The sequence below is a fragment of the Floridaenema evergladense BLCC-F167 genome, from assembly GCF_041929205.2.
Classification (GTDB): Bacteria; Cyanobacteriota; Cyanobacteriia; order Cyanobacteriales; family Aerosakkonemataceae; genus Floridanema; species Floridanema evergladense.
The window spans coordinates 3,104,116-3,120,979 of record NZ_CM171625.1 but is presented as its reverse complement, the minus strand read 5'-3'; the positions used below and the strand labels follow the sequence as shown (position 1 = coordinate 3,120,979).

9 protein-coding genes and 1 pseudogene are annotated in these 16,864 nt (G+C 38.1%); 2 read left to right on the top strand and 8 right to left on the bottom strand.

All coding sequences use genetic code 11. From position 1 onward, the window contains the following. Nucleotides 1-39: 39 nt before the first annotated feature. Complete coding sequence (locus ACE1CA_RS15135) at nt 40-2,424, bottom strand: response regulator (protein WP_413275861.1); 2,385 nt, start codon at nt 2,422-2,424, stop codon at nt 40-42. Between the two features lie 358 nt (nt 2,425-2,782). Between ACE1CA_RS15135 and ACE1CA_RS15130 the strand changes: the two are divergent. Next, nucleotides 2,783-3,040, top strand: a pseudogene (locus ACE1CA_RS15130) (response regulator transcription factor); the annotation flags it as partial. Between the two features lie 106 nt (nt 3,041-3,146). Further along, nucleotides 3,147-3,917, top strand: coding sequence for an aquaporin Z (gene aqpZ, locus ACE1CA_RS15125; protein ID WP_413275860.1), 771 nt, complete (start codon nt 3,147-3,149; stop codon nt 3,915-3,917). Nucleotides 3,918-4,088: 171 nt separating this feature from the next. Here the strand turns inward: aqpZ and ACE1CA_RS15120 are convergent, their stop codons facing one another. From ACE1CA_RS15120 to ACE1CA_RS15090, 7 genes are all read right to left on the bottom strand, one after another. Continuing rightward, nucleotides 4,089-5,903: a hybrid sensor histidine kinase/response regulator gene (locus tag ACE1CA_RS15120; RefSeq protein WP_413275859.1), complete on the bottom strand. Its 1,815-nt coding sequence runs from the start codon at nt 5,901-5,903 to the stop codon at nt 4,089-4,091. Nucleotides 5,904-6,114: 211 nt separating this feature from the next. Beyond that, entirely contained in the window at nt 6,115-8,889 is a 2,775-nt protein-coding gene (locus tag ACE1CA_RS15115; protein WP_413275858.1) for an ATP-binding protein, read from the bottom strand. Between the two features lie 94 nt (nt 8,890-8,983). Further along, nucleotides 8,984-10,828, bottom strand: a complete 1,845-nt coding sequence (locus ACE1CA_RS15110) for a response regulator (protein WP_413275857.1) — start codon at nt 10,826-10,828, stop codon at nt 8,984-8,986. Between the two features lie 66 nt (nt 10,829-10,894). Further along, a complete protein-coding gene (locus ACE1CA_RS15105) occupies nt 10,895-12,013 on the bottom strand; it encodes a response regulator (RefSeq protein ID WP_413275856.1) in 1,119 nt (372 codons plus the stop codon). 185 nt (nt 12,014-12,198) lie between these two features. Next, nucleotides 12,199-14,004 (bottom strand): ATP-binding protein, encoded by a 1,806-nt coding sequence (locus tag ACE1CA_RS15100; protein WP_413275855.1) that lies wholly within the window; start codon nt 14,002-14,004, stop codon nt 12,199-12,201. Beyond that, on the bottom strand, nt 13,934-15,802 hold the full coding sequence (locus ACE1CA_RS15095; RefSeq protein WP_413275854.1) for a response regulator: 1,869 nt from the start codon (nt 15,800-15,802) through the stop codon (nt 13,934-13,936). The genes ACE1CA_RS15100 and ACE1CA_RS15095 overlap by 71 nt, the downstream gene beginning before the upstream one ends. Before the next feature lie 620 nt (nt 15,803-16,422). After that, on the bottom strand, nt 16,423-16,863 hold the full coding sequence (locus ACE1CA_RS15090) for a response regulator (RefSeq protein ID WP_413275853.1): 441 nt from the start codon (nt 16,861-16,863) through the stop codon (nt 16,423-16,425). Nucleotide 16,864: the final 1 nt, after the last annotated feature.

The window sequence follows — 16,864 nt, the reverse complement described above, 5'->3', positions numbered from 1 at the left end:
TTTGCCCTTCTGCCTCCTTTACTCCTCTGCCTCCAGAAACTACAAAGGATATAAACAATAAGTATTTCTTCCTCTTTTTTTGGCAGTATATAATGCTTCATCTGCGATCGCAATCAGGGAATCAGGGCTTTGATCTGGTGGAGGAATTTTCCCTGTAATTCCCATACTAATAGTCACATAATTTGTAAGCTTCGAGCCTTCATGGAGAATTTGTAATATAGCGATTTTTTGTTGAATTCGTTGAGCAACACGCAAGGCACCGTCGAGGCTAGTTTTAGGTAGAATAACGGCAAATTCTTCTCCTCCATAACGAGCAGCTAAATCACTGGAATTGATCGATTCTTGAATTGCGGTAGCTATTTGTTTTAAACAGATATCACCTGCTGGATGTCCGTATAAATCGTTGTAAGATTTGAAATGGTCTACATCGCAAAAAATTAAGCATAAATTTTCCTGTTCTTGGCTTAATTGTTGCCATTGTTGTTGCAGATATTCTTCAAAAGCTCGACGATTAGGAATTTGAGTTAAAGGGTCGATTCTGGCTTGTTGTCGCCAGATTACTGCTTGTTGTTGATGTAAATAATTTAGCTGTTGGCGCAAACGCGATCGCTCAATACGGCTAATTACTCTTGTCACTAATTCTGGCCCTATAATCGGTTTACTAATCATATCATCGGCTCCAGCGGCAAACACTCTTTGAGTTGATTCCCGATCGGTATGAGCAGTTACTATTAAAATTGGTAAATCTCCATATTTTGGATCTTGACGTACCACTTGACAAAGTTCGATGCCGCTAAAAGTTGGCAGTTCTAAATCCAATAACAACAAATCTGGCTGAGTACTTTTGAGTACATCCCAAAATTGATGGGGGTCATCCAAACAAGTAACTTGCACTCCCCAAGGTTGCAACAGATTGGTAAAAATTTGCAGCATTGTTGGATCGTCATCTACTGCCATTACTTTGGCTTCTTTTTCTTGAGTTGGCATTAGTAATTGAGAAATTGCTTCAAATACTTGTGTAGGAGTAACTGGTTGTACCAGGTATCGTTCGCTACCTAAACGAGCAACTTGTATCCGACTATCTAAGTTATCCTGTTCGCCTAAAGTAATCAAAGGAATAGAGGGAAATTCTTGCTTTAATTCCCATAACAGGGAAAGTTGTTCTGGATTTGGTGACGGGGTGTTAAGTAGTAGTACGATCGCGATCGGTGTAGCTTCACCTATTTGCTCAAATACTTTTGATTTATCTGATACTAACTGAATTTGCCATCCCCAAACTGAAATTTCTGCAATTAAATTTTCCACCAACTCGGTTTTTTCACCAATCAGTAATACCTGTGGAGCTAAATTTGGTGGTATATCTTCTAACAGTTGAGGTGGATTACTTAATTCCTGTTTTAATTTCATTAACAGTTGGGAAAACTCAGAAACTTCTTGCTCCTCTAACGTTTTTCTGATTAACAGTTGTTCGATCGCACTTGCTATTTGCGATCCTCTCGGATACCCAAACGTTCCTAAACTTCCCGCCAATCTATGCGCTTCTTCCTTAGCTTTTTTCTGCTGTTCTAGATTAACACTTTTCCCTCCTTCAGTAACTACCTCCGCCAACACTTTCAGTCGCTCTTCCAAAGTAGAATGAAAATGTTCAAAAATTCGATTAATTGCTACCGACTCAGTTGTTACTTGATTAATTTGGTTTTTGTCTCTTTTGTCAGCCTTGCCTTTCTTTACTTTTTCTTCTTGAGAAGGTTGGGCTTTGACACGATACCCTAATCCATATACTGTTTCTATAAATTCCTCTTTCATTCCTGCTGCCTTCAATTGACGACGTAAATCTTTAATCAAATTAGTGACAGCGTGTTCCGATGGACAATTATCTATTTTCCATAAATGATCGATAATTGCATTGCGGCTAAATATCCTTTGCGGATGGCGCAAAAACAATTCTAAAAGGCTGTATTCTTTAGATCTCAAGTTAACAATTTGCTCCTCATACTTCACCTGCGCTAAAGCCGGATCTAAACCCAAATTTCCGTAAGTTAAAACAGTTGATTCACACTTCACGCTTCCACGCCGTAATAAGGCTCGGATACGTGCTAATAATTGGTTTGGCTCGAAAGGTTTAGCGACATAATCATCGGCTCCAGCATCCAAACCTATTACAATATCATTATCTGAATCTTTCGCTGTTAAAATTAAAATTGGGGTGCTAGATCCAGAGGAACGTAATTGGCGACAGAGACTAATCCCATCTAGTTTGGGAATTTGCACGTCAAGAATTATCAAGTCATAATTATATATATTTGCTAATTCCAGCCCCATTTGACCATCCGTTGCTAGTTCCACTATGTAGCGATGAGACTTCAGTGTTGCTGAGATTAGTTCGCCTGTAACCGAATCGTCCTCCACTAAGAGAATTTTCATACTAAACAGGAGATTATTTTTAAGACATGAACCAAAACAGAGAATTATCTATTTTATATATTTATACTACGAATTTATAAGAAAATTATATTATTGGATGGCGTATATTGTTTTCTTATGATTTCTTTATTTTTAGGTTCTATAGTATAAAAATAATCAGCAATAATTAGACTGCCTTTCAGTAAATTTGCTTATTTAACCGAGAAATACCATTTGAGAATTTATGAAAGTAGACAGCAGTATCTCTTCACTAGCGATCGATCCTTTAATAGACAACTCCCAGGTTGAACTCTGCCAAACAACATGGCAGATATCCAAGCGCATCAACTCTAATATGCAATCAGATAAGCCGCTCATCAGTAACAGCAAAACAGTGGAAATTCGGGGAATAGTCGCTGAGTATCATTTATATTTGCAAGAACACCCCTTAACTAAACGGGAACTAGAAATTTTGCAGTTAATAGTTGAAGGAAACACTAATTGCGAAATAGCTAACAAACTGTACCTGACAATAGGAACAGTCAAAACTCATTTGCGAAATATTTTCAATAAATTAAATGTAGACGATCGCACCCAAGCCGCAGTAATAGCTCTCCGTGCTGGTCTAGTAGATTAAGATAGATTCTTAACAATCTTATTATAATTCTCTTATTTTCCTACTAGTATAATAAATACCAAAAAAGGGTTGTAGTAAAAATACTGAACCAAGGAGAGATATACTAATGACCTTGATAAAACGGTGTGTTGCTGAGTTGCTCGGTACATTTTGGTTGGTGTTGGGTGGTTGTGGTAGTGCGGTATTAGCCGCCAGTTTCACCGCATCGGGTGCCAAAATAGGTGATAATACTTTGTTTCCTTTGGGACTTGGTTTTGTTGGTGTTGCCTTAGCCTTTGGACTAACTGTGTTGACAATGGCTTACGCGATCGGTCATATTTCTGGCTGTCACCTCAATCCCGCAGTATCCTTTGGATTATGGGCAGGTAAGCGTTTTCCTGGTTCCGAACTTTTACCATATATTGCCTCTCAAGTGATTGGCGCAACGATCGCTGCTGGACTACTTTATTTAATTGCTACTGGGAAAGAAGGCTTCGTCCTTTCGGGTTCCAATCCCTTGGCTACCAATGGTTTTGCAGAACACTCACCTGGAGGATATAGTCTGTTAGCTGCTTTCATCACCGAAGTAGTAATGACCTTCATGTTTTTGATAATAATCCTTGGTGCTACCGATCACCGCGCCCCTGCTGGTTTTGCTCCGATCGCCATTGGTTTAGGGCTGACTTTAATCCACTTAATTAGTATTCCAGTTACCAATACTTCCGTCAACCCCGCTCGGAGTACTGGTGTAGCAATATTTGCTGGCTCAGAATTATTAGCTCAAACTTGGTTATTCTGGGTAGCACCAATTTTAGGCGCAGTATTAGCCGGATTTTTCTATAACCAATTCTTTAGTGAGCCTACGATCGTAAGGCAACGCATAAAAGAAACCGTTTAAGAATAGGAACAGAGAACAGGATAAATTTTAGGACTTACGCACTCAGATCCCCCAACCCCCTTAAAAAGGGGGCTTCAGAGTTTCCCCCCTTTTTTAAGGGGGGCAAGGGGGGATCTAGGTTTCCAGCTTCAGTGCGTAAGTCCTAAATTTTTCAATTGTCCCCTCTGCTTCTTAACAAATGAGTGGACTTTGAACGATAAATTGAGTGAGATTGTTAGCGCTTTTTGCGATGATATTTCCGCCCATTTGTTCGATCAACTTTTTTACTAGTGCCAACCCTAAACCAGTGCCGCCATGTTTCCAGGGATCGTTTTGGGGGACGCGATAAAATTTATCAAAGATCCGGGGAAGTTCTGCTGGGGGAATTTCAACTCCTGTGTTGGTAACAATAATGCTTAGCCAAGAGGATTTATTAGTTAAAGAAATACTAGCTTCTTGTTGCGTTGTTTCTTCTTGAAAGGTGTTAAGTTCGATCGCAATATTACCACCTGCGGGAGTATATTTACAAGCGTTATTCAGTAGTTCTGTCACTACTCGACTGAGACTAAATGAATCGCAATTCACTGTTGGCAAGTTGGCAGGGAGATTAACTTGAAAAGTTTGTTGATGGTTTTGAGTACGAATTTCAAATGGCTCAATTACATGGAGAATCCAATCCTTGAGAGTTATTTTTGAGAGTTGTTGATAATAAGTTCCGGCTTCGAGATGTTGTAAATTTAATAAGTCTTCTAGTAAATGAAGTTCTCGATCGCATTCCTCCTGCAAAATTTTCACATACTTGAGAATTTGGGGTTTTGGGTTTATTAATTGAGAATTTACATCTATTAAATCATCTTCTTGATTAAACAAAGTTGCTAATAGTTGAATCACCATTTTCATATTAGCAATGGGAGAACGCAGTTCGTGAGAAATGGTATTGAGAAAATCATTCTTAAGTTGATTAAGCCGTTTTAGTTCTTGGACTTGAGCTTGTGCTGCTTCATAAAGACGAGCTTGGCGGAGAGCGATCGCGCATTGATTTGCCACCTGTTCTACCAAATTCACCTCCACTTCCCCAAAACTAGAAGCAGCATTTCTGTACAACCATAAATCACCTAAAATACCTATATCCTCCACCTGATTATCAAAAATTGGACAGGCAAGAATTGCTGCTTGCTTCCCAGTTGTATATGATTCAATTTGACAGAAAGCAAAGCAATATCTCAAATTTAACTGCTGATAAACTTCAGGAAAATTTACGGCATAAAATGATTGTTCTTGAGTTAGATTCAACCCTGGCTGTACCCATTGATATTGCATCATCGAATTCAAGCGATCGGGATGATAAAGAATTGCATCACAACAATTTACCTCTAAAGCCGATCCTAATGCTTCCACAACCATTTGCAAAATTTGATGTTGATCCAAACAATCCCGTATTCTATCAGAAATTTGCTTTAAGGTAGCAGCAAAATTTAAAGATTGTTGTAATTGTAATGTGCGAACTTGTACTTCTCGCTCTAAATTAGTATTTAGTTGGCGAACCTCTGCTTCTACCAGTTGACGCTCATAAACTTCTCGTTCCAATTTTTGATTTTGTTCAATTAGAAGTTGCTGTTGTTGTTGAATTAATAATTGATTTTTAATTCTGGCTAATACTTCCATTTCTTGAAAAGGTTTACTAATATAATCTTGTGCGCCGATTTCAAATCCCCGAACTTTATTACTTACATCATGCAAACCACTAATAAAAATTACCGGAATCTGTTGAGTAAATTCTGAGGATTTCAAATTTTGGCAAACTTCATAACCATTCATTTCTGGCATATTAATATCGAGCAAAATTAGATCGGGTCGATTGCGATATACACCTTGTAACGCCAATTTACCACTAAGGGATTTACGAACAACATAACCTTGTAACTCCAGCATTTTGGCTAACAACCGCAAATTGTCCGGGTTATCATCTACGATTAAAATATTGGTTTTAGATGGAGGTTTAAGCATACTAGAATTTATGTTGAACTATTGAATACTGGAAAGTGCGAAGAAGATGCGCTTCCAGACAAGATAATTTGGCTCTCCAGCACTCATGATGATAAGTAAACCTAATTAATTAGCTGAGGGCTTACTCCACAAGGTTTCCCAGTCCCTAATCCCCAGTCCCCAGTCCCTAAAACCAGGGTTTTCCACCACAAGTACGGAAGAACCGAATTAACTAGTTAGAAGCAGAAAGAGTTGAGAGTGATTCAATAATTTGTTCAAACTGGTAGTTATCTACCAATTTGGTTAGGTAAATGGCAAGTTTAGAGAGATCTGGCGGAATTTGATCAATGAGTTTTCTAATGGCAACATCGTCTCCACACACGGCAGAATTTTCCATTTCAGTGAACCATTCTTTTTTTAATAAATATAATAGTTTAGGATCGTATTCAGTAAACTGATTTACTAAGGAAACAGAGGAATCTGGTTGCTGCTTTACTGTAAGTTTAGGTTCGGCATAGATGTATTCTACACCTAAATATTCTTTCATAGTGATAAATAAAGTCTTTTCTTGAAATGGTTTACTGATATAATAGTTACAGCCTGCGTTTAGAGCAAGTAAGCGATCGCCTTCCGAAGCTTGAGCGCTCAGGGCAATAATAATGGTAGTTGGTTCGGTTTCCATCGCCCGAATTTGCCTGGTTGCTTCACATCCATCTAATATCGGCATCCGAATATCCATAAAAATTAAATCAGGTTGCCATTCTTGCCAAAGTTGTATGGCTTCTTGTCCGTTGCCAGCTTCTCGGACTACAAAACCCGATCGCAGGAGTAGTTTAACTAACAACAAGCGATTTTCTTTTCGATCGTCAACTACTAAAATTCGTGGCTGAGGTCGATCGGAAACTATGCCGATAATTGGGCGATCGTTCTGCTCTGGCTCAATATTAATTGCATTAGTTATAGTTACGGGAAGCGTAAAAGTAAATGTACTTCCTTGTCCCAAAGTACTACGTACAGAAATTTCTCCTCCTATTAATTCCAGTAACTTGCGGCTAATCGTCAAACCTAAACCAGTGCCATTAACAGACTCTTTCCCCGCTTGCGCCTGAACAAAAGCATCAAAAATTGTTTCTAGTTCTTCAGTTGCAATCCCTACTCCCGTGTCTTTCACTTGAAACTGAAGGCGAGTAGAGGAAGATGGGATTATGGTAGTAGTTTCTGTGACTTGCAAAATTACACTACCTTGATTGGTAAATTTAATGGCATTACTGAGGAGGTTGAGCAGAATTTGACGTAGTTTTTGAGCATCGGTAATGATAAATTGCGGTACTTTAGGGGAAATATCAAAAATTAATTGCAATTTTTTAGAACTGGCTCGTTCAGATAACATACTCTTGAGAGAGTGGAGTAGAGCAATTAAATCAAAAGCGGTTTCTTCGAGAGTGTAATGCCCGGTTTCTATTTTTGAAAGGTCTAAGATATCGTTAATTAAGCTGAGTAAATGATCGCCACTGCGCCGAATTGTTTCTAAGTCTTCTCTTTGATTAGGAGTTAATAATCGATCGCGTTCCATTACTTGAGTAAAGCCGAGAATTATATTTAATGGAGTGCGTAATTCATGACTCATGTTGGCTAAGAAAATGCTTTTAGCTAAGTTGGCGGCTTCTGCTTCTTCCTTTGCTTGTCGTAGTTCGATTTCGCTGCGTTTGCGATCGGTAATATCGCGCAGAAATGTAGTAAAAATCATCTCACCGTTAATATTCAGCTTAGAAATTGAAGCTTCCGCAGGAAATTCTGTCCCATCTTTGCGCCGTCCAAAAATTTCTCCTCGTTCAGCCATTTGCCTAGTTTCTCCTGAAGTGCGACTATAATTTTGCACGTAGTTTTCATGAGATTTAGCAAAGCGTTCTGGCAATAATAAGCTTAAAGGTTTTCCTAAAATTTCTTGGCTTTTATAGCCAAAAATTCTCTCTGCTCCTTGATTAAACAAGGTAATGATATAATTTTCATCAATTGAGATAATAGCATCACTGGCAATGTCTAAAATTCCGGCAAATCGAGATTGAGAAATTGCTAAGGCTGTTTCTATTTCTTTTCTTTGATTGATTTCCCATTTTAATTGTCGATTTGTTTGCTTAAATTTACGAATTCGGTGATAACTTAGTTGTACTAAATACACTACTATTGCCAATAACCAAGCAGAAATTAATCCAGCTACAAGTACGACATTTGGCAATAAGGATTTTGTCTCTGCTAATAATGCTAAATTTGGGTAAACTTCTATTTGCCAATTAACTCCGTAAGCTTGAAATACAGATGTTTGTTTTAAGTTTGATAGAGATGATGAACCTTGGCTGTAAATTAGTTGGTTGCGATCGTAAATTTGAATTTTGTAACCTTTAGATATGGGTAAAATTCCCTCAAATAGAACGGGAAATTGAAAAACTCCTAAAATAAAACCGTCGAAGCGATCGCCAACAAACAAAGGAACACTTACTAAAAAACCTTTGCCTCCTTGAACTAAGGAAATAGTTCCCGTAACAATTGGTTGACGCAGTTCTTGAGCGATTTTTAATGTGATTTGGCGACGAGGTTCTTGACTAAGATCTAAATTTTGTGCTGCTTCATTTCCCGCTAATGGTACTATCCAACTCACATGATATGAAGGATCGATATATTCGATCGCTCGATATCCATAAAAATCATTTATGTAAGTATCTGCATCTTTTTCCCAAAGTTCTCTGGGTGTTCCATTGCTATTTTCCCATCGTTTTGCCATGCGCTGAAGGGCGCGAATTCGATTAGTCAGTTCATGGCTCAGATTTATTTCAATTGTGGTTGCTTCGCTACGAGTCAAGGCTGCAATATTTAGTTGTTCTTGTACCGAAAGCTGATACCATAGAAATAAAACAGCAATAGACGCTACCACACCCAGTAATATTGGCAAACTTTTTCTCATCAGTGTATGGGTAATAGGTGGAATACAAGATAACCAGATTTTATTCATAAGGCATCTACCAATTAAAATATGTCAAATTCATGGTTATTTCTCCTGTCTTTCAACAATTTGCAATATTAAATTTTTGATATTGAAATTAGGGTTACTGATTTCTCGATAATAATCGATTTCGCTCTATGCGACTTAGTATTCTGGTTACTAATTCTGGCCCTAATACTGGCTTAGTAATAAAATCATCGGCTCCAGCTGCGAAAGCTTGTTGCAGAGACTCAGCATCCGTATGGGCGGTAACAACCAAAATTGGCAAATCTCCCCATTGAGAATCCTGTCGAATCACTTGACACAATTCTAACCCACTAACTAAGGGCATTTCTAGGTCTAAAACTACTAAATTTGGCATAGTGGCAATTAAAACTTCCCAAAAATTTTGCGGTTCACTTAAAGTAAATACTTCTAAACCCCAAGGTTGCAATAATGCTTTTAAGTTAGTTAATACAGTTGGATCGTCATCGACTATTAATACTTTAGCTTCTGTATTTGCAGTTTGCAAACCCCGACAAATTGCCCGAAAAATTTGCTCAGTTGTGGCAGGTTTGTGTAAAAATTGCCTTGCGCCTAAACGAGAAACTGTTAAGCGATCGCTTAAACTGTTTCTATCAGTAAATACAATTACTGGAATTCGTGGCGATTTTTCATTCAATTCTCGCAATAATGTTAACCCCTCTGCTTCGCTATCAGAAAAACTCAAATCTAGAAGCACTAAATCAGGTGGTGTGAAAGTAATTTGCGATCGCGCTGTTGACAAATCCCTTGCCACTTTAATTTCAATTCCCCAAGCATCAGCTTCTATTAATAACTGTTCCATAAGTAAGACATCATTATCGATCGCTAAAACTCGCTGGTTTTTCTGCTGAGGCTCAGTTGTTACAACTAGAGGAATAGGCGCTTTACTTAATTCCTCCCGCAAAGCTGTTACTAATTCCGAAAACCGATAAATTTCCTCAGTAGTTAAACGATTCCGCTTAGATAAAAGATGTTCTATTGTTCTTGCCACTTTCGAGCCTTCGGGATAACCAAATGAACCCAAAGAACCCGCTAATTTATGCGCTTCATACTTAGCTTTTTGGTATAAATCATCATCTATATTTCCCGCCAAAAAAGCAGTTTTCGCCGCAGCTAATACAGAAATTTGTTCTTGCAATAAATCTCGAAACTGTTCAATTACCTGATTAATAGCAGCCATCCCCTTGATTTTAGGCTTTGTCTCTCCTACCTGACTAACAACAGTGTTTTTCGGGTAAGGTTTCAGTCGATAACCCATACCATGAATAGTTTCGATAATTTCTTCAATTAAACCTCCCGCTTTCAGTTTTTTTCGCACCTCTTTAATATGAGTATTAATCGCTCGTTCCGTAGGTGCATTTTCAAATCCCCACAAACGATCTAAAATAGCACTGCGGTTGAAAATGCGATCGGGATTTTGCAAAAACAACTCCAACAATTTATATTCCGTCGCTGTCAAAGGAATAACTTGCTCGCCAAAAGTTACCCTTCCAGAATGTAAATCTAAACAAAGATCTCCCCAAGATAACTGAGAAGATGCGTTAAAATCATAACCAACAATTGCTCCACTTCGTCTCAATAACGCCCGAATTCTTGCCAGCAATGCTTCCGGCGCATAAGGTTTAATTACATATTCATCTGCCCCTGCATCCAACCCAGCTACAATGTCAGCATCAGAGCCTTTGACTGTTAGTAAAAGAATTGGCTTACTGTAACCTTGACTTCGCAACTCCCGACATAAGCTAATTCCATCAAGTTTGGGAATCTGCAAATCTAACACAATTAAGTCATACTCCCCGGTTTTAGCTAAGTTTAGTCCGGTTTGCCCATCAGTCGCCAGATCGGTGATGTACTGATTCGCCGCTAACATCTTTTCTAGCGCCGTACTCACTAATGTATCGTCTTCTACTAAAAGTATTTTCATTAGGCTAACTTTTTCTGTACTACAAAGTATAGATTAATTTCGGTAAGTTATTAAGTTAAAATTGTGTCAGTTTTCTAAACCCAAAGTAAAATAAAAACTCGTGCCTAAATTCAACTCAGATTCAACCCAAATTTGTCCCTGATGATTTTCCACAATCTTCTTACAAGTTGCCAATCCAATACCATTTCCGGGAAATTTCCCGACTGAATGAACTCGGTGAAACGCTTCAAAGATGCGCTCAAAATTTGCTGAAGCTATCCCAATTCCATTATCATCAATTCTAAAACACCACTTTTTTTCCTGCTTGGTAGCTGAAATCTTTATTTCCGGTGAAACTTCAGGATTAGTAAATTTAATTGCATTACTAATCAGATTTTGGAACAGTTGAATCAATTGAGTCTCATTTCCTATTACTTTTGGTAAAGAACCATAAAATATATTTGCTTTTTTTTCTAAAATTGCAGTCTGTAAGTTTTCTATGACTTGCTCTATAATCAGATTACAATCAATTAATTCAAATGTTTGATTTGGTTTACCTATCTGAGCATAAGCCAATAAATCTTGGATTAAGAGTTGCATTCGTTCGCCGGAATCAAGTATCCGATTTAGATAATCTATCACTGTGCGATCGAGAGAATTTTGGTATTTTATAGCAATTATTTTGGCAAAACCTGTAATCCCTTGCAAAGGTTGTTGTAAATCGTGAGAAACAATACTAGCAAATTGCTCTAATTCCCGGTTAGAGCGAGCTAATTCTTGATTCTGCTCTATGAGTTGTTTCTGTAGTCTTTGAATCTGAAGTTGGCTTTCAATTCTGGCTAAAACTTCCGCTTCCTGAAATGGTTTTGTCACATAGTCAATACCACCCGATGCAAATGCTCTAACTTTGTCCATCACATCATCAAGAGTACTAATAAAAATTACCGGAATATCGCAAGTTTTGGAGTCTGCTTTCAAGTGTTGGCAAACTTCATAACCCTCCATGTCTGGCATTTTAATATCTAGTAAAATTAAGTCAGGTATAGCTGCTTGTGCTGATGCGATCGCTGTTCGACCATTCAAAGCTTTTCGCACCTTAAATCCTTTCTTATTCAACATAACAGACAAAAGGCGCAGATTATCTGGTGTATCGTCAACTATAAGAATTTCTCCATTAGATTTAGCATTCTTTGAATATTCGCTCATAATTTCATCTGTTGAATGAGACTAAAATTTCCTTAAATTGCAAATTATCAACCGTTAAAGCATCAGTTAAAAGCATCTATTTTCCGAGAATTTGTTCAACAAGCAAAATATTCACCTTAGAAAGGTCAGTTTTATATAGGTTCATCTATTTTCCAAGGGAATGGAGAACAGGGTAAAGTTTTGAGTTAAGAGATATTCTTGCCCCTCTGCTTCTCTGTCTTTTTATCCTTTGTTTGAATGAAATTTAGCAGATTATCAAATTGGAAATTAATCACCCAATTATTTAATATATCAGTTAATTCAGGATGAGCCGCAGGAATTTCCTCAATCAGTTGATACAGTTCCTCATCCGAACCTGTCATTGCGGCTATTTTCACTTTTTCAATCCACTGCTTTGGCATTTCTTCAAGAGATTTAGAAGCAAAAGTAGGGTCAAAGGATTTGGATGATGTTGCCGCATTTATTTTAATTTCTGTTTCTTGGGCATAGATATACTGCACTCCCAAATGCTGAGTCATTTTTTGGAGAATAATGTTTTGTCGGAAAGGTTTGCTCACAAAGTCATCACAACCTGTTGCCAAAACCTTTACCCGGTCTTCTTTAAAGGCGCTAGCAGTGAGAGCAATTATTTTGGTTGGTTGTGGAGGGAATGTTGTTACTAATGTCTTCTCTATAGCTCTAATTTGTCTGGTTGCTTCATACCCATCCATCACAGGCATTCGCATATCCATCCAAATTAAATCAGGGTGCCAGGTTTGCCAGAGAAATAGCGCTTCTTGACCGTTGATTGCTTCTTGGACTTCAAACTGTAGCGATCGCAACAAAGTCATCAACAACTGACGATTTTCTCGATTATCTTCTACCACCAAAATCCGGTAATGGGTTTGTCCGGGAACCAACCCAATCACTTTCTGACTAAATACTTGAGAGTCTTGATTAGCACTTGTTGCCAACTCTACTTGCACCTCAAACTGAACGAGAGTACCTTTACCGGGCACACTATCCACTCTGATATCGCCCCCCATTAACTGCACAAATTTGCGGCTAATGGGTAAACCCAAACCTGTCCCTTCCTGAGTATTCGGCGTATTTTGTTTCTGCACAAACGGCTCAAATAATAATTCCACTTCTTCCGGTTCAATACCAATCCCGGTATCTTCAACTTCAAAATAAAGTGTAGAGTGAGATTGGGGAATTGGATCTTTCTCCCTACCCTTCACGCGCAAAATTACCCCTCCTTGACTGGTAAATTTAATCGCATTGCCTAGCAGGTTGATTAAAACTTGCCTCAGTTTCCCTTCATCAGTTTTTACATACTTAGGCACATTAGGATCGCAATCAAAAATGAGTTGTAATCTTTTTGACTCTGCCTTTAGCCGGAGCATTTTTTCCAAGCTATTTAGTAGGTCATGTAAATTAAAATCAGTGGTATTTAAAGAAGTTCTACCCGCTTCAATTTTGGACATTTCTAGGACATCATTAATCAAATTCAGTAAATGTTGACCGCTGCGATTAATGATCTCTAAATATTCACTTGCAGAATTTTCTAAAGAACAATCCTGCATAATCACTTGGGTAAAACCCAGGATTGCATTGAGGGGTGTTCGCAGTTCGTGACTCATGTTTGCGAGAAATTCACTTTTTGTCTTGTTGGCAATTTCTGCGGCTTCTTTGGCTTTAGCCAGGGCGTTTTCTGCTCGCTGACGTTCTTTTTCGATGCGTTTGCGATCGCTAATATCGCGCACAATTAGCAATACTTCATTTGCCCCAACTACAGAAATTCGCACTTCCTCACACAAGACTTTGCCATTAACTTCAAATTCCTGCTCAAACACTTGTAATTCTTTGGTTAACAAAGCTTTTTTAATAAAATTTAGATGCCGTTCTGCTAATTCCAATGGCAAAACTTGAGACAAATGTTTACCTATAATATAAAGTACCAAATACTGCATCAAAGCCTGGTGGAACAACATAATCCAGATAGTAACCATCTCCATTCACCCGAATTAATAAATCAGGAATCGCTTCTAACAATGCTCGATTATGCGCTTCGCTATTTCGCAAAGCTTCCTCAATTTCTTTGCGGTTGGTGATGTCCCTTGCCACGATAATTACTGAATCTTCCGATAGAGGAGAAATCCGCGTAGATAACCACATATTGCGCCCTCGAATCGGTAGACTATATTCTAGGTCGATCGTCTCCTTATTGGATAAACTGGCACGTATTCCTTCGAGTAAAAGATCGGCAACAGCAAGTGGTAATGTGTCGTGTAATGTTTTGCCAATCATTTCATCCGCTGATTTATACAAATTAGGACTAGGTGAGGCAATTTTCAAACATTTTCCATTTACATCTCTAACAATGACAAGATCGGTCATTGCTGCAAATAAAATATGTAATTCTGCTTCTGTCTGACGGGCACTGATAAATTTTCCTATGCTTTGAGCCATTAGCTCAATGATTTCTTTCTCATGGTTTTCAAAACCATCAAGTCTTGGCAGAGTAGAAAAGAAACAAAGAGTACCGTAGAGTTCTCCGTTAACAAAAATAGGTGTACCAATATAAGATTCTATTTTTAAGTTTTCATAGAGAGGATGGCATCGCATTTCCTCCATTTTACCAACATGAGAAAAAGTTATTGTTGTGCCGCTCTCTACTACCTTGTCACAGTAAGCATCTGATAAATTAATTGTCAAATTGGGAACTAAGCTTTTAATTTCTGATTTAACTGCTAAAAAGCTGTAGCTATCATTTTGCACTCGACCTACTGCACCTGCTGTAAAATTAAGTACTTCACATCCGGTTTGGATATAATCAGCAAATAGTGCTTCTATATTATCAAAATTAGTTACATTCAAACGGTGCAACTGTTTCAAACTATTACTGAAAGCTATCAACGCCTGGGATTGTTTGAATAACTGAAATTCTTCTGCTTTCTGTGCTGTAATATCGCGATATTGCCACAGGTGTCCTTGGTAATCTTGGTCGCAGAAAATCGGAATATAATCTCGTTCAAAGATGCGATCGTCTGCTAAGAAAATATATTCACCTACTACTACTTGTTTTTGCTGTAAAATTTGTTCAACTCGTTGTACAAATCGATCGGGTTCCTTAAACAATATCTTATTTTGTTCTGCTGCTTGGGAACAGTCAGCACCAATGAGCATCTGCGGTGGAACGGCAATGTTAAATTGGTCGCAGAATGTTTGGTTAATTAAAACAATCCGCCGATTTTCATCTTCTAGTAAAATCCCAGCTTGCAGATTTTCAATCAGTGTAGCTAGTCGGGGGGTGGTTTTGCGTAATTCTTTCTCTATGCGTTTGCGATCGCTAATTTCCTGTTCTAACAGATAATTTTGCCGGATTAGTTGTTCCTTTTGCTGAAATATTTCTTTTTGCAACTTGGCAATCTTTAACTGGTACTCAATGCGAACAAGTATTTCCTTTACTGAATATGGTTTATTAATAAAGTCTGCCCCTCCCACAGAAAAAGCGCAAACCTTATCGGGTACTTCTGACAAAGCACTAATAAAAATCACTGGAATGTTACAAGTCTGCTCGTTAGACTTAAGTTTTTGGCAAACTTCATACCCGTTCATTGTTGGCATCATGATATCCAACAAAATTAGATCGGGTATGAGTGTAAATGTTTTCTCTAATGCTTCTGAACCATTGGTTGCTAAATATACTTCATAACCTGCCTTGGATAAGAGCTTGGCTAATAACTCCAAGCTCTCTATATTATCATCGACAACCAGAATTTGACTTTTTGATTCTACCGATTCCATACTCGTTATTTAGAAAAATTCCCAAGTTTACCATAACTTTAATTTTACTTATTTGAGTAGGTGACAATTGTAGGGCATGGGTAGAAAACTTGACTTTGCTAGGGCGATCGATTATTCAACCCAGAACAGGTGGTTAGCTCGCACAGTTTACATAGTTGTAGAAGTTAATACTACAAAAGATAAATAGATATTAAATGAGAATCGCTAAAATCTAGCAGCGCAAGGCAACAGCCTTTTTCTCTGCCCAAAGTGAGATAAGAGGGATAAAGGCATCCTGGAAATGGAAGGAGAAACAAACCCAAACAGAGAGTTTGGAGCAACAGGCAAAAAATCTGTACGCAGTCGGCAAATATTCGGAAGCGGCACAGTTGTTTGAGCAAGCACTCAAGGGTTCTGCACAGAAGTTACTATGATTTTTATTAATTTTATCAGGTTATTGGATTTTCTAGAAATATGTGCAGGCTCTTTTCTCTGACTTATCAATTAATATTTTGTTCGGTCTGTAGGGACAGGGCTACAGAGAAATAAGGCAGGAGTTGCAAATATTAATGATGCCGTGTCCCTAATGCCTTTGACGGGGAGGGGTGCAGGAATTATGGACAATTAAACGGACTTTTAATTTATTCAAAGGGAAGTTCAACCAAGGCAAGCCAGAAATGTTCAATTGACTTAACTACTTCAATAAAACTTTCTAACTCAGTGGGTTTGACTAGGTAGCAATTGACGCGGAGTTGATAGCTTTTCAAAATATCAACTTCATCCGAGGAAGTGGTGAGAACGACAACGGGGATAGTCATTAACTTCTCATCGGCTTTGATTTCAGCTAGTAGCTCTCGACCATTTTTCTTCGGCAAATTTAAGTCTAGCAAGATGATGTCAGGATGGGGAGCGTTTGCATACTTTCCTCTTTTATAAAGAAAATCAGTTGCTTCCACTCCATCACGAACGATATACAATTCGTTCAAAAACTTACTTTCGCTTAATGTTTCCTGAATCAGAACTGCGTCACTTTTAGAATCTTCAATTAGTAAAATTGTGAGTAATTTAGGCTGGATTGTCATC